The following is a 13,390-nucleotide window of genomic DNA, read 5'->3' on the forward strand; positions in this document are numbered from 1 at the left end:
CATGCCCCGCAATGCGAGAAGCGCCGGCCCGGCGCTTCTCGTTCTTGCCCTATTCATTGACCTTATTATATCGGTCCGCCCCATCAGCCGCAACAAAAGGCGGGCGGCCCGCCCGCTTACGCCGAGGGTGCCGCCCGCCTGATCGTCCGCCGATAGCCGGCGTTCCGCAATGCTAGTGAATATCCCGCTTCTTGAACCGTCCGCCCTTCACGTCGTGAATGTTGCCGACCGCGAGGAAAGCGACGGGATCGAGCTCGTGCACGATCGATTTCAGTTTCGCTTCCTCCAGACGGGTGATGACGCAGAAGATGACTTTCTTCGATCCGCCGGTGAAGCCGCCCTCGCCGTGCAAATACGTGACGCCGCGGCCCAAACGGCTCATGATCGCCTCGCCGATTTCCACCGCTTCTTCGCTGATAATCCAGACCGACTTCGACTCGTCGAAGCCTTCGACGGTCACGTCGATCATTTTGAACGCTATATAGTAGGCAATGAGCGAGTACATCGCGCTGTCCCAACCGTAGACAAAGCCCGCGCTGCCTAGAATGAACAAGTTGATGAACATGACGAACTCGCCAACGGAGAACGGCAAGTTTTTGCTGAAGAGAATGGCCATGATTTCGGTCCCGTCCAGCGAGCCGCCGAAACGGATGACGATGCCGATCCCGATGCCGAGCAGCACCCCGCCGATAACCGGCGCCAGGAACGTGCTCTCCGTCAACGGATCGACGTGATGCAGCAGCTGCGTGCCGATGGACATCACGATGACGCCGTACAGCGTCGATAACGCGAAGGTCTTGCCGATTTGTTTATACCCGATGATGAGGAAAGGCAGATTGAGAATGAAAAGAAAAATACCGAGCGGCAAATCCGTGAGATGCGACAGCATGATCGAAATACCCGTAATGCCGCCGTCGATGACTTCGTTCGGGACGAGGAAGATCTCCAGCGCAACCGAAACGATCGCTGCGCCCAATGTAATAAATACGACCCGACGTATAATTTCCAGCATGGACAACTTCACGTGTTGTATTTTTTTAGCCATATCTTACCCCCTATTTTCTTCTGATTTATCTTATTATAGCTGATTTTTGACGTTTTTCCAAGCAAAAGTATCGTTTTACCTGATATTAAGGTTTATTATCTTCATTTTTCACGTGTTTTCGTTTATTTCCTTTATTACGGTGAAATTCCGAAGAAGCTATGCTTTTGAAAGCAACGAAAAAGAAGCGCACGACCGGCGAGGATCGTGACGCTCCCATGTTCAACCGCCCTTTTGCCGCGACTCCAACTCCCCCGTCATCGACTCCACCCGATTTCGCCAGCCGCGCCTTATCGGCGTCGTTTGCAGGCATGCCAAAAACCGCACCTCCATCGAGATGCGGTTTTAGTAAACTATTGTCTGTCCCTTAATCGAAGACAGCCTCGGCTGCCCGCGTTTAGAATTTCGGGAACACATATTGCACGAGGAAATACAGCAAACCGAAGAAAATGATAATGTATGCCGCGTACTTGATGAATGTCGATGCCACCATGCTCGAATCGTGTTTCTTCTCTACATGACGCTCCTCAATGTCCACGTTGCGGTCGACCATTGCCATTTTGACCATCTCCCTTTAGTCCCGGCTTCCGGCATGTCAACTGCCTATTGCCTCACCGAGTTGTTTGGTTGTTGCGAATCTCCTTAGGCATTAGTACCCTGCCCGGATGGGACGCGTAAACAAGCCGCCGATACTGCAGAACGAACCGAAAAGCCGCGCGGGAACCCGGCGGCTGTTGAAGCTTTCTATTGTTTAAATGGCATGCTCGGTCGGTTGGAACGTCATCTCCCGGTCGCTACGCTTCGATCAGCTTCTCGACGGACACCGTCTCCACCTGTCTGGGACTGGCCTCGATTTCAATCGTCGCCGTGCCGAACGTCTCGTCGACCTTCTCGATCCAGATCGGCTTGCCCTCGAAAAGGACGGGGATCGTCTCCTTCGCCGCTAGAATTTGTTTGGCGCGCTCAGTATTCATCGGCAATCGGCGTTACGCCCGCGGAGACGTGTTGGCCTTCCGGCTCCATCGTATCCGTCGTCGATTCGTCAATATATCCGTTGTGAAGCGTCACTTGGCCTCCGCCCAGTCCCTCGTTAACCATCCGGTCGATATCCATGAAATAGTCGTCCCGGCCCTCATGCATCTTGTCGTTGCTCGAACCTGTCGGGGAATTGCCCGCTTCACTCATCTTGCGCTGCTCCTTTCCTTCTATGCGAGAATGACTTGCTTTTCGAAAATATGCCCGATCCGGTTGAGTTTCATGCATTCCGGGAACACTGATACCAAGGATTCTCAAGATGTCAAACGCCCTCATGACAAGCTTATTTTCGCTTGAGCGCGACTAATCTGGCTGAATGCTCAGCCCAAGGGAGAGATGAACCATGCATACCGTCTGGAAAGGCGCCATCAGCTTCGGACTTGTCCATGTTCCCGTCAAAATGTTCTCCGCTACCGAAGACAAGGATATCTCGATGCGCATGATTCACCGCACGTGCGGCAGTCCGATCGCCTTCGTGCGCAAATGCGACAACTGCAACGTGGAGGTGGCCTTCGACGAGATCGTCAAAGGCTACGAATATGAGAAAGGGCGGTTCGTTCTGTTCGAGAAGGAGGAACTCGAGGCTGTCAGCGACGAGCGGTCGAAGACGATCACCATCCTCGATTTCGTCGATTTGACGGAGATCGATCCGATCTATTTCCAGAAGACGTACTATCTTTCGCCTGACCAGGCCGGCGGGAATGCTTACAACCTGCTGCTCGAAGCGATGCGGCAATCCGGGAAAATCGGCCTCGCCAAAGTGTCCATCCGCTCCAAAAGCTCGCTTGCGGCCATTCGCGTCATCGACAACGCGCTGGCGATGGAGACGATCTTCTTCCCGGACGAGATTCGTTCGATCGAGCAGGTGCCGGGTTTGCCGGATGCGATCAACGTCAACGAGAAGGAGCTCACGATGGCGCGGATGCTGATCGAACAGCTGTCCACCCCGTTCGAGCCGGCCAAATACACCGACGATTACCGCAGCCGCCTCATGGATGTAATCCAGACGAAAATCGCCGGCGAAGAAATCCGCGTCGCGCCGGACCAGCAGCAGCGCACGAACGTGCTCGATCTGATGGCCGCGCTTCAGGCCAGCCTGGAAGCGGTCCGGATCTCGCCGGATGCGCCGGGGGCGCTCGATACCGGGGCGGCCGCCGCCGCCAAGCCGGCCAAGCCGACCAAAAAACAGACCGCCGTCGATGCTCCGCAGAGCGAGGACGGCGCTTCAGCAGATGCGAATGCGCCGGCCAAAAAGCCGCGCGCGCGCAAACCGAAGACGGAGAAAGCAAAGGAGACCGTATCGTAATATGGAGGGTGCCTGGCAGAATGAATTACCGGCACAGCGGGGCGAAGAGCTCGCCGCGCTGCCGCCTGTGGACGACTCGGCCATGAGCCTAGCAGCAGAGACTCTCGCGCAACCGGAGGTGACGCTGGCCGACGAGAGCGGCACAGCCGCGGCGGCCCGCATGATCGTTTCAAGCCGCGAAGCTCCTGCTGCAGCGCCTGATCCGCATCAGCACGCAGCGGTAATGGACGGTCTCGCAGCCGCAGCGCGCCAGGCGGCGAACACCGTGCCTGGCCGATACTCGTCAACGACTAGCGACAACGTCCTCCAGCTGCCCGCCGACCCGATGGCTCCGATCGCGGACAACGACATTCCGTCCGGCGGCGACTGGTGCTACCAGTTGAAGTGGGACGGCGTCCGCATTCTGGCCCGCATCGGCTCGGACGGCAGCGTGGAGCTGTATTCGCGGAGCATGTTTCTCAAAAATCCGATCTATCCCGAAATCGTGCGGCTGCTGTCGCGCAAAGCGGCCGAGCTCGGCCCTTGCCTCCTCGACGGGGAGGTCGTGTGGTGGAACGGCGTTCGCCCTAATTTTCAGCAGGTGTTGAAGCGAGAGCGTTCACGCGGGACGTCGATCGGCTCCGCCGCTCCCCGCTCGCCGTATTCACGCCAGGAGCCGGGAACCGCGGATGCAAGTGCGGATACGCCTGTGGGAAGCGCCGGGGCTATCGTCTACGTGCTGTTCGACCTGCTTGCAGAGGGCGAAGAGGATTTGCGCGCGCTGCCCTACGAGGAACGGTACCGCAGGCTGAATGCCAAAGTCCCGGTCAAAGAACCGCAGCTGTTCGTGACCGATACGTTCGCCGACGGTGAAGCCCTCTGGGGATGGGTCGAGGCGAATCAGTGGGAAGGCGTCGTCAGCAAACGGTGGTCCAGTCCTTACCGGGAGGGCAAGAAGCATCGGGATTGGCTGAAGAAGCGGACTGCCGTCCTGCTCGACGTCGACATCGTCGGGCTGAAATGGCGCAGCGGCATGATCGCCAGCCTCGTCATGGCCTATGACGGCGCGTACTTAGGTTCGGTCTCCTCGGGATTAAACGATGCGCTGCGCAAAGTGCTCATGTCGACATTTCGTCCCGGTGCTGCCGATGCGCATGTGCCCGCTCGTCCTTGTCCGTTCGCCGCGCTGCCGGACGATTTGAAGCGCGAAGAGGTCCAGTGGCTGCAGCTGCCGTTCCGCTGCCGGGTGAGCGGCCTGGAGATCACCTCCGCCGGGCAGCTTCGCCATCCGAAGCTCGTCACGTTCCTGCCCAAGGATGCGCTGCCATGAGCCGCGCGATCAAGGGGACGATCGTCATCGAAGGCCGGGAGCTGACGGTGAGCAACCCGAATAAGCTGCTTTTTCCCGAGATGGGCATTACGAAGGCGGTGTTCCTGCAGAAGCTGGCCGTGCTGGCGCCGTGGCTGCTGAAGCACTGTCGCGACCGGTATTTGACGACGATCCGATTCCCGGACGGCGTGCACGGCAAATCGTTCTATCAGAAAAACTGCCCGCAGCCCGCCCCGCCGTTCGTGGAAACCGATACGCACGGGGACATCCATTACGTCCGGCTCAATTCGCTGCCCGTCCTGCTGTGGCTCGGCAATCTGGCCTGCATCGAGTACCACGCGTCGTTCGACCGCATCAGCAATCCGGTGAAGCCGACCGAATGGGTGCTCGATCTCGATCCCTCCGTCGAAGAGGAGCCGCGCATCATGGAAGCCGCTTCGCTCGTCGGGGATTTGCTCGAGTCGCTCGGCATCGCGTCGGTCCCCAAGACGTCGGGCGCGACCGGCGTCCAAATCATCGTGCCGCTGCAACCGGATTTGACGTTCGATGAGCTGCGGGCGATCGGCGAATTCGTCGGCGCGTATCTATCCGGCAAATATCCCGGACTGTTCACGATCGAGCGACTGAAGAAAAACCGCGGCGACCTCATTTATATCGACTACCTGCAGCATTACGAGGGCAAAACGATCGTCGCCCCTTATTCCCCCCGCGCCCGCCCCGGCGCCACCGTCTCAACGCCGCTGCACTGGCGCGAGGTACGGGCGAATACCGCGATAACCGACTACAACCTGCTCAACATCGCGGCACGGCTCGAACGGGAAGGCGATCTCCTCGAGGCGGCCCCCGCCCAATCGCTGCGGCCAATCCTGGCCTTTATTAGGAAGAAATAAACCTGCTCGCGCGTGATGCGGGCAGGTTTGTTTGGTTATTTCCTCCTGGGGCCGTCGTTTCACAAAAAAAAACGCGCTGCCCCCACCGCAGGTGGAAACCGCGCGTTCTTCCTGTCTCATCAGCTAATTCGACTCCACTACAAAATCGTGCGCGCCCCCGCGCGGCGGAACGCCGCTTCGGCCGCGCCGGCCGGCGTCAGATCCGGCCCTTCGCCGGACGCCGCGTCGCCGGTCTCCGCCGCGACCACGATCGCGCCCTCGGCGATCGCGTCCCGGCACGTCTTCGCATCGCCGCCCGAGATGCCGAGCGCGCGCAGCGACTCGATCATGTCGGAGTCGCCATCGCCGAAGCCGCCCAGAACGGCGGCGCCATAATAAGGCGCGATCCCGACGGCGGACGGCGTTCCCATGTTATACCCCGTCCCCACCGACCCGGCCGCCGCCAGCCCCGCGAAGCCGATGACGCCGTTGTTATCCTCGACTTGATGCCGCGTCTCGGTCACGTCGTTCACCTCGTCGGCGTGCACGTTCGTCTCGGACTCGACCCGGTTCGTATGCTCGTGATCCTTTGCGATGACGCGAACCGCGCTGCTCGCAATGCCTTCCGCCTCCAACGCCTGAATCGCCTCGATCACCTGCTGCTGCGTGTTGAAAATCCCCAACTTATACGCCATCCTAATCGCCTCCCGATAGGTTGTCCTACTGTTTGATCTCCCGCTGCGTCCCGCGACGACCGGCGAACCCCGCCGTCGCTTGCACGTCATTAACGCAGCCTTCGTACGCTTGGTATACCCTGTTTCTTTTGCTCCCAATCGGATAAAATTAGAAATAAGGTTTACGCCACTTCCCTGTTTCAACGCGTTTCGAAGCGGTTAATTCATCCTTACAAAGGAAATGTGCGTTTGCCGCCCGACGGGCAGCTTCCCATTCCCGCCACGCTGCAGCGGAATCGCTACATAAATTTACGTTTACAGGAGAGGACGTCCGTATGAAACAAACTGATAAATTGATCCTTCGCACCGAGAACAAGGAGGGCAAATGCACCGTATTCGTCGGCGGCGAGCTCGACCTTGAGTCGGCGGCTCAGATGAGAGCGGCCATGTCCCCCCTCGTGGAGCTGTGCGACCGGGAGCTGACGATCAATCTCCGCGATCTTCGTTACGTGGACAGCACCGGCATCGGCATTATCGTATCCGTCCTGAAAGCCCGCCACGCGAACAATGCGCCTTTCGCCGTCGAAGCCATTCCCCCGAATATCCGCAAGCTGTTCGACATGACCGGCATCACACCTTTTCTGCTCAAGCAGCAAGCCTGATCGTCACGAAGAAAGGAACGAGACTACGCCATGAAAGCAAATGAAGAAGTCGTACTCCTCCAGGTGCCAGCGTCAGCCGAATACATCGACCTGGTTCGCCTAACTCTATATGGACTCGCCGTCAAAATCGGATTCTCTTACGAGGAAATCGAAGATATGAAAGTCGCCGTGTCGGAAGCCTGCAACAATGCGGTGCTCTACGCGTACGGCGATCTGGCGCCGGGCGCGACGATGAGCGCGCCGGACGTTGCCCCGCGCATCGAGGTCCGGTTCATCAAGCAATCGGACGCCCTCTCCATCGTGGTCAAGGACGACGGCCGCAGCTTTGACGCGGCCGCGGCCGCCCGCAAGGCGCAGCCGGCGACGGGCAAATCGGTCGAAGAGCTGCAAGCAGGCGGTCTCGGCCTCTATCTTATGCAGGCGCTGATGGATCAAGTCGAAGTCAACAGTGAAATGGGAACTGAAGTCGTCTTGACCAAACGTCTGGTTAGAAGTGGGGAATTGGCATGAACTTAGGGCCGGCCAAGCAAAATCCCGCATCGGGTGCGGATCTCATTCTGGCCTACCAGAGTAATCCGACGAACGACGCGGCGACGACGCTAATCGAGCATTATGAGCCGATGGTCCGAATGGCGGCCGGTAAAATTTCGCGCAATCGCCCTGATTTGTATGAAGATCTGCTTCAGGTAGGACAGATCGCGCTAATCCGCCTATTTCGGCAGTTCGATATGAGCCTTGGCGTTCAATTCGAACCGTATGCCATGAAAAGCATCATCGGCCATATGAAAAACTTTCTGCGGGACAAGTCATGGTATGTGCAGGTTCCGCGGCGCATCAAGGAAAAAGGCATTGCCGTCCAGCAGGCCGTCGACGATCTGACCGTCCGGCTGGAGCGCTCGCCGAAGATCGACGAAATCGCCGCGTATATGGAGCTCTCCGTCGAAGAGACCACGGAAATTCTGGCAGGACGCGAGCTGTATCATTACGTCTCGCTGGACACCCCGATCTCCGAGGAAGAGAATACGACGACGCTCGGTGATCTGATCGGTTCGCAAGCCGACGATTACGAGACTGTCGACAAGAAGCTCGATCTCCAAGCGGCGATGGCGCAGCTGAAGCCGCAGGAGCAGCAGGTGCTGCTGCTCATCTACCAGGAAGGACTGCCGCAGCGGACGATCGCCGATCAGCTCGGCGTCTCGCAGATGAGCATCTCCCGCATCCAGCGAAGGGCCATCGACAAGCTCAAGCAGCTGCTCAGCGAAGGCCACGAGGACGGAGACTACGGCGTCGGAACGTGAGGCGCACGCAAAGCCCGTCCGGGGCAGCGCAGGATCAACCATCTTGTCCCATTGACCGCACTCATTCGCTCCCAATCATCCGTTCGGACAAGCACGCTTCGTGGGTTCCCGCAACCCGGGCGTGCTTTTTGCCGTCCGCGAGCCGCGGCCTATCATTCATAAGCCTAAAATTCAACAGGATAAACCGTCTGAAAAGTTGTGAAAGACAGCGGTTACGGTTATGATGGAAACATAACCCTGTGAACGGATTACCCGGGAGGTTCAAACGTTTATGATGCATCGTATGCTGAGGTTCCCTTCCCAATGGGAATGGCATGTCCTGCATTCGCCGCGCGAAGCGACGGAAGGGCTAAGCCGCCGAAGTAAGTCGGCTGCCGGCAGCCGCCCTTCCCCCAGCCGGGAAGAACCCCAGCCCCTATCGCGTGCAGCCCTTGCGGATCCTCCGCGCCTGATGGCGTCGCATTCGATGACGCCGGAGTCGACCGACCGGGAGCGAGCGGAATTTCGCCTGCTGGTGAAGCAGGATTTGCCCGATCTGGGCGGGTGGCTGGAGGAAGCCGAGAACTGCCGATACAACCATATCGCAGTGTCGGAACGCAACGGCGGCGAGCCGGTGCTGCATGGCACCCTGCTATTCCAAGCGTCCGAGGACGCGGAGGACATCGCGCCGATCCACTTCTGGATTACGGCCAAACAGCTCGTCACCTTACACCACGATATGCGGCTGTCGATTCGGCTGCAGATGGAGCCGTGGAAGGACAAGCTAGACCGCTGCCAGTCCGCGCCGGAAGCGTTCTTCGTCGTCATCGCCTGCTTGCTGGAGACGTTCCACTCCGGACTTGACGGCTTCGAGACCCGGCTCGGCGAGCTGGAACGCGCGATGCGCACGAGCAACCGAACCGGGCTGATGAACGATATTTTCGAGCGCCGGTACGACCTGCTCCACTGGAGCCATCTGTTCATCCCGATCCGCGAGATCCACAGCGCCGCGAAAGAAGCGTTCCTCGACACGCTCGTCGAGCAAGAGGAATTCAAGCGGATCGAATACAAGCTCGAGCGAATCGGGGCCCTCTTGACGCATTACGCGCTCGAGATCGATACGCTCCTGGCGATGGATGACGCGATTTCCAGCTTCCGCGGCAACGAGATCATGAAGACGCTGACGATCTTCACGGCGCTGTTCACCCCGGCCACGGTCATCGGCGCGCTGTTCGGCATGAATTTCGAGCGAATTCCGTACGCCCAAGAGCCGCTCGGCTTCGTCGTGGCCAGCCTAGTCGTGCTCTTCAGCACGATCGCCATCTACTGGTGGCTGTGGGTGAAAGGCTGGACGGGCGACTTGCTGAACGGCAAGCGGCCGCACACAGCCTCGCAGCTAGCCGCCAAATCACGCAAGAGACGCGGACGCGGCGGCAGAAGAAAACCTGGGCCCCCGCCTCCGGAAGACGAAAAGGGAAATGCGCACGTCGGATAGGAAGAAGCTTCCTGACCGAAATACGCATTTCCCTTTTTGCATCGCTGCTGCATGGTTTACAAAATATCGACCATGACCAAGCAGCGGTCATCTTGGCGGCTCGAATCGTCTTGATTGAACAAGTGGCGTTCCAGCTCCTCGGGCGGCACGCTGCCGCCGAACGGCCGAAGCACCTCCGCGAGACGGCCCAGCTGATCCTCTTCCTCCTCCGCGCCCGCGACCAGATCGAAGATGCCGTCCGTGACGAGCACCATCCGGTCCCCGGCCGCGATATCGATCACATGCTTCTCCACCTGGATGCGATCGAACATCCCGATGGCGATGCCGCCTTGGGCGAAAGGAACGACGCTGCCGTCCGCTCCCCGGATCAGCATGCCCGCCGGATGACCGGCGTTGACATACTCCACCTGCTTCTTCTCCAGATCGACGACCATATAGAGCGCGGTGAAATAATACTGGATCAATTGATCCGCGAATTGAAGCTGCTGCGAGCGCCGGTTCAACTCCAGTACGACCAGCTGCGGATCGACCAATTTGGCCATCGCGTCCTTCAGCACCGAGGCGATGAACATGCAGACGAGCGAAGAAGAAATGCCATGTCCCATCGCGTCGATCACGGCAATGCCGTACCGGTTGCGATCGATCCGATGCCACGCATACAGATCGCCGGATAATTCCTCCGACGGCCGGTAGATGGCCTCGATCCGTATCCCGTCCTCGCTCAACAGATGCGGCAGTACCGCGCTCTGCACTTCCCGCGCCAGCTGAAGCTCCTCGCGTACGCGGCGATCCCGCTCCTTATGCCAATCCTTCTGCTCCTTGAGGCGCAGCGCCACGCGAATGCGGGCGAGCAGCTCGATCCGGTTGATCGGCTTCGTCACGTAATCGATGGCGCCGGCATCGAGCGCTTCCGCGAGCTTCTTCGAATCCCCGATCGCGGTGACCATAATGATCGGAATATCGCGCAGCCGCTCCGATTCATAGACGGCCCGGCAGGCATAGATGCCGTCTACGCCGGGCATCATCATGTCCATCAGAATCAAATCGACGCCATGGTCGTCCGTCCCCGGCACGTCGGGCTCTCGCCCGTCGCTCTCCAGGCCGAGCAGCTTGAACAGCTCCATGCCGGAGGAGGCCGCCAAAATATCGGTATAGCCCGCGCGTTTCAATATCTCCTGCACGACCGTCACGTTCATCGGGTTATCATCTACGACTACTATGCGCATCCTTTGTTCTCCCAGCTTGACGATGTACTCTAAATCTAACCTGCTTTTCCTATTTTACAATGAACGCCATCCGCATGCTAGCGGATACCCGTGATCGCGCGGGCTGCTAGCGTGTGCCAGTAATGGCACGCGCCACTTTGACGCCCGTCTCCACGTAATCGAGCCAAGACGGGGATGGCTTGACGTCCGTATGCAGGGCGCGGCTGCCATTTACGCTAATCGTATTCGCCGGGCGCAGGCTATCATGTCCAGCATCCATGCTGACGCGCGTATTGGCGGCAGCCGCTTCCTCTGCGGCGAGCTTCGCCTGCTGTTTGACCGCCGACATCTGCGCGCGGCGGTTCAGGCGCTCCGTCCATAGCGAAGAGAAATTGTGGGCGACGCTGGCCACCTCATGCAGCACCTCGCCCGTCTCGCGAACGGTTTCGACGAGCGGGTCGATCGCGGTCAGCTTGCCTTCCGCCTGGTCGGCGATGCGTCTGGCGCTCGTGACGATCTCGCTCACGTCGCCTTTGACGGTCTGCACGACGCCCTGCACCTCGGTCAGCGTGCGGCTGGCCGCATCCAGCGAAGTCTGTACTTTCTTAAGCGTTTGAATCAGGAAAAATACGAGCACCGCAACCGACAAGCCGATAATCAGCATCGCAATTTCAAACATCATCCAAATCCCTCTCTTTCGCGCTTATCATATCGTGATTCTAGTCCATGATTACCCGTCCCCTCCCGAGTTGAACCCCTTTCGCGGCCCCTGTTTCGACCGGCGGACTCGCGGTTAAAGTCCGAACAAGCAGGTCGGAGCCGATCGGAAGACGGCCGAGATGGACAACCCTCTACGGAAGGTGCACCGGCCGCTTGCGAACGACTCCATACCCTATTCTTGATGCGAAAGGTCAGGTGATTGCTCATGTTACGTTGGGCAGCGATTTTCTTTATTATTGCGGTGGTCGCCGCGATTTTCGGCTTCGGCGGCATCGTCGACGCGGCAACCGGTATTGCCAAAATCTTGTTCTTTGTCTTCCTCATTCTGTTCATCGTCTCCCTCTTCACGGGACGCCGCAATTCGTCATTGTAACGAAGCGACCCGCGTGGAAAGCGGCTTAAAGCGCCGCAAGCAAGAAGCCGGCACGCTCTACGGAGCCTGCCGGCTTCTTCGCGTCTGTCTGCCGCGATGAAATCCGCCCCTCTCGCCGAATTCGCCCGGTTCGGCAGCTCCCAATCAGTGACACAACCGCCCATCCTTGCATACGATGCAGCAAAAGCGTGATGACGCGGCGCCTTGTCCGCTGGTACGCGCTGCCAGAGGAGGGAGTTGCCCATGCAAGAGCAAGACCGCGAATACGGGCAAGAGCAACAACAAGAGCAAGAGCAACGGCAAGAGCAGAACCCGATGGATATCCGCACCGCGATTTTTCTGGCGGCCGTATGCGGACAAACCTACGCGCAATTTCAAAACCCGCAGCACTGGTTCATGGTGCCCCGCGCCTATATGACCGTCGGGCCGTTCTCGGCGGAGGTGTACAACGGCGTCGTGGAGCCGTTCGGCTTCGTCATCGAATCGGACCGGGCGGCGATTCTCGCGTTCCGCGGTACCGGCTCCGCCGTCGATTGGGTGTCCGATCTGATCGCCGAGCAAATCGCCTATAAGCCGGTGTCCGGCGCCGGCCAGACGCACCATGGCTTTACCGACATCTATATGTCCGCCCGCAAAGCGATTCACGAGCTGCTCGACCAGCTGCCCAACGACAAGCCGTTGTTCGTCACCGGGCACAGCCTGGGCGGGGCGCTTGCGACGCTGGCCGCGCTCGATATCGCCGCCAATCGCAAGCATAAGCAGCTGATCGTCTACACGTTCGCCGCCCCTCGCGTGGGCGATCCGAAATTCGTCCGCAAGTACAATCACACCGTCCCGTACCATGTCCGCATCCAGAACGAGTTCGACATCGTCCCGCATTTGCCGCCGCTGCTCTACCGTTCGCCGCGCACGGACAAAACGTACGCCTACCTGCACGTGAAGGGCGAATCGCCGCTCAGCTTCCGCACCGGTTCGGTCGGGGGCAACCACGTTCTGAGCAGCTATTTCGCCAACATGGCGCAGCAAGCGCCCGGCTTCACGGCCGCGATCTGCTCGGAGCCGCCCGGCTGGTGTCCGGGCCAGTCCTAAGGGGGCAGGCGGCCGAAGATCAGCCGAGGACGGGGCACCTCACCGGCCTCCATTGGCGAGCCAGCCGGGCAGCCGCAAGACAACCTGAAAAGGCAGCCGATGGCTGCCTTTGTGATATGCATTGAACGGCTGCATGCTAGCGAGCATGCAGATGAAATCAGTTCGGATCTCGGCCCTGACGCGACTCGACCGTTCGTCGAGGGCGCCCTCACCTTGGCTGTTGTCCCTCTGGACAACTGCGTCTGGATCGATGGCACAAACCGCGGATCGTCCGGAAATGCAACAAACGGCGGAACGCTGAAGAAACTCTCGTCCCTGCCGCGCATCACGCCGT

General features: G+C 59.2%; 17 protein-coding genes. 9 read left to right on the forward strand and 8 right to left on the reverse strand.

All coding sequences use genetic code 11. The features are described from left to right. Positions 1–172: 172 nt before the first annotated feature. From ACFSKT_RS25915 to ACFSKT_RS25935, 5 genes are all read right to left on the reverse strand, one after another. Complete coding sequence (locus tag ACFSKT_RS25915; protein WP_377719493.1) at positions 173–1,045, reverse strand: YitT family protein; 873 nt, start codon at positions 1,043–1,045, stop codon at positions 173–175. Between the two features lie 85 nt (positions 1,046–1,130). Then, entirely contained in the window at positions 1,131–1,355 is a 225-nt protein-coding gene (locus ACFSKT_RS25920) for a hypothetical protein (RefSeq protein WP_377719492.1), read from the reverse strand. A gap of 84 nt (positions 1,356–1,439) precedes the next feature. Then, entirely contained in the window at positions 1,440–1,601 is a 162-nt protein-coding gene (locus ACFSKT_RS25925) for a hypothetical protein (protein ID WP_377719559.1), read from the reverse strand. A gap of 235 nt (positions 1,602–1,836) precedes the next feature. Next, positions 1,837–2,016 (reverse strand): H-type small acid-soluble spore protein, encoded by a 180-nt coding sequence (locus ACFSKT_RS25930; RefSeq protein WP_377719555.1) that lies wholly within the window; start codon positions 2,014–2,016, stop codon positions 1,837–1,839. Continuing rightward, positions 2,006–2,227 carry a hypothetical protein gene (locus tag ACFSKT_RS25935; protein WP_377719491.1) on the reverse strand — a complete coding sequence of 74 codons (222 nt, stop codon included), beginning with the start codon at positions 2,225–2,227 and terminating at the stop codon, positions 2,006–2,008. The genes ACFSKT_RS25930 and ACFSKT_RS25935 overlap by 11 nt, the downstream gene beginning before the upstream one ends. Before the next feature lie 193 nt (positions 2,228–2,420). Here ACFSKT_RS25935 and ku point away from each other — a divergent pair, with 193 nt between their 5' ends. Genes ku through ligD form a run of 3 tightly spaced genes read left to right on the forward strand, consistent with a single transcriptional unit; the run spans position 2,421 to position 5,582 of the window. Continuing rightward, complete coding sequence (ku, locus tag ACFSKT_RS25940) at positions 2,421–3,383, forward strand: non-homologous end joining protein Ku (protein ID WP_377719490.1); 963 nt, start codon at positions 2,421–2,423, stop codon at positions 3,381–3,383. 1 nt (position 3,384) lies between these two features. Beyond that, complete coding sequence (locus tag ACFSKT_RS25945; RefSeq protein ID WP_377719489.1) at positions 3,385–4,692, forward strand: ATP-dependent DNA ligase; 1,308 nt, start codon at positions 3,385–3,387, stop codon at positions 4,690–4,692. Continuing rightward, the gene (gene ligD / locus ACFSKT_RS25950; protein ID WP_377719488.1) at positions 4,689–5,582 is read left to right on the forward strand and encodes a non-homologous end-joining DNA ligase; all 894 of its coding nucleotides are present in this window, start codon (positions 4,689–4,691) and stop codon (positions 5,580–5,582) included. The genes ACFSKT_RS25945 and ligD overlap by 4 nt, the downstream gene beginning before the upstream one ends. A gap of 137 nt (positions 5,583–5,719) precedes the next feature. On the opposite strand, the gene ACFSKT_RS25955 is transcribed toward ligD, so the two are convergent. Then, positions 5,720–6,256 carry a general stress protein gene (locus tag ACFSKT_RS25955; RefSeq protein ID WP_377719487.1) on the reverse strand — a complete coding sequence of 179 codons (537 nt, stop codon included), beginning with the start codon at positions 6,254–6,256 and terminating at the stop codon, positions 5,720–5,722. A gap of 314 nt (positions 6,257–6,570) precedes the next feature. On the opposite strand from ACFSKT_RS25955, the gene ACFSKT_RS25960 reads away from it, so the two are divergent. The 4 genes from ACFSKT_RS25960 to ACFSKT_RS25975 all read left to right on the forward strand — a co-directional run bounded on the left by ACFSKT_RS25960 (position 6,571) and on the right by ACFSKT_RS25975 (position 9,669). Then, a complete protein-coding gene (locus ACFSKT_RS25960; RefSeq protein WP_377495909.1) occupies positions 6,571–6,897 on the forward strand; it encodes an STAS domain-containing protein in 327 nt (108 codons plus the stop codon). A 30-nt stretch (positions 6,898–6,927) separates the two neighbouring features. Then, a complete protein-coding gene (gene rsbW, locus ACFSKT_RS25965; RefSeq protein WP_377719486.1) occupies positions 6,928–7,407 on the forward strand; it encodes an anti-sigma B factor RsbW in 480 nt (159 codons plus the stop codon). Beyond that, positions 7,404–8,195 (forward strand): sigma-70 family RNA polymerase sigma factor, encoded by a 792-nt coding sequence (locus ACFSKT_RS25970; protein ID WP_377719485.1) that lies wholly within the window; start codon positions 7,404–7,406, stop codon positions 8,193–8,195. Before rsbW ends, ACFSKT_RS25970 begins: the two co-directional genes overlap by 4 nt. 271 nt (positions 8,196–8,466) lie before the next feature. Beyond that, a complete protein-coding gene (locus ACFSKT_RS25975) occupies positions 8,467–9,669 on the forward strand; it encodes a magnesium transporter CorA family protein (protein WP_377719484.1) in 1,203 nt (400 codons plus the stop codon). Positions 9,670–9,725: 56 nt separating this feature from the next. On the opposite strand, the gene ACFSKT_RS25980 is transcribed toward ACFSKT_RS25975, so the two are convergent. Together ACFSKT_RS25980 and ACFSKT_RS25985 are read right to left on the reverse strand one after the other, a co-directional pair. Next, positions 9,726–10,895, reverse strand: a complete 1,170-nt coding sequence (locus ACFSKT_RS25980; protein WP_377719483.1) for a PP2C family protein-serine/threonine phosphatase — start codon at positions 10,893–10,895, stop codon at positions 9,726–9,728. Between the two features lie 106 nt (positions 10,896–11,001). Next, entirely contained in the window at positions 11,002–11,556 is a 555-nt protein-coding gene (locus ACFSKT_RS25985; RefSeq protein ID WP_377719482.1) for a DUF948 domain-containing protein, read from the reverse strand. Positions 11,557–11,799: 243 nt separating this feature from the next. On the opposite strand from ACFSKT_RS25985, the gene ACFSKT_RS25990 reads away from it, so the two are divergent. Together ACFSKT_RS25990 and ACFSKT_RS25995 are read left to right on the forward strand one after the other, a co-directional pair. Beyond that, the gene (locus ACFSKT_RS25990) at positions 11,800–11,967 is read left to right on the forward strand and encodes a DUF1328 domain-containing protein (RefSeq protein WP_148933443.1); all 168 of its coding nucleotides are present in this window, start codon (positions 11,800–11,802) and stop codon (positions 11,965–11,967) included. Between the two features lie 243 nt (positions 11,968–12,210). Continuing rightward, a complete protein-coding gene (locus ACFSKT_RS25995; RefSeq protein ID WP_377719481.1) occupies positions 12,211–13,056 on the forward strand; it encodes a lipase family protein in 846 nt (281 codons plus the stop codon). Positions 13,057–13,390 lie beyond the last annotated feature (334 nt).

It is taken from the genome of Paenibacillus xanthanilyticus (assembly GCF_042682185.1).
Classification (GTDB): Bacteria; Bacillota; Bacilli; order Paenibacillales; family Paenibacillaceae; genus Paenibacillus_Z; species Paenibacillus_Z xanthanilyticus.